Origin of the sequence: Bacillus cereus group sp. N21, assembly GCF_016483395.1 — a bacterium.
GTDB classification, from domain to species: Bacteria; Bacillota; Bacilli; order Bacillales; family Bacillaceae_G; genus Bacillus_A; species Bacillus_A pseudomycoides.
Genome location: NZ_JAEHBX010000247.1, coordinates 1 through 443, shown reverse-complemented (window position 1 = coordinate 443; position 443 = coordinate 1). Strand labels below are relative to the sequence as shown.

Genomic DNA, 443 nt, shown 5'->3' with positions numbered 1-443 from the left:
ACCGCTAATTCATCGACATATCGTAAATAATCAACTGGTGCTCTTTCCGTCTGATCTACTAAGTATCCATAAATATCAAAGTCTGCTCTTGGTATTGACTTCTTACCATTTGGTTGATGCGACATCCTTACATAAGATTGAATCACTGATGCTGGTACAAGAAACACTGTCTTGTCCTTGCTAAACTCTATAAGGAAGAAACACACAGCTCCCATCTCCTCCGCTTTCTCCAGGTAATCCAATTGGTGCTGCGCGATGTTGCTTAAATCAAATCTTGTAAGACACTCCGTAGACTTCGCTTCAAATGCAATAGCTCGTCCTTTATAAACACCGTCATAATCCACTGTACTTTTAGATTCATAGAATCCGTTTGTTACTTGGCTCCCTCTACTTTTTAACACCTTCACAGGAGTCGGACGCTTGTTTATAAGCGCCACTCCCTC

1 protein-coding gene is annotated in these 443 nt (G+C 41.3%); it reads right to left on the bottom strand.

The annotated features are described in order from the left end of the window. On the bottom strand, positions 1 to 443 hold a 443-nt coding region (locus JDS96_RS30710), incomplete at both ends, for a Holliday junction resolvase RecU (RefSeq protein ID WP_199669119.1).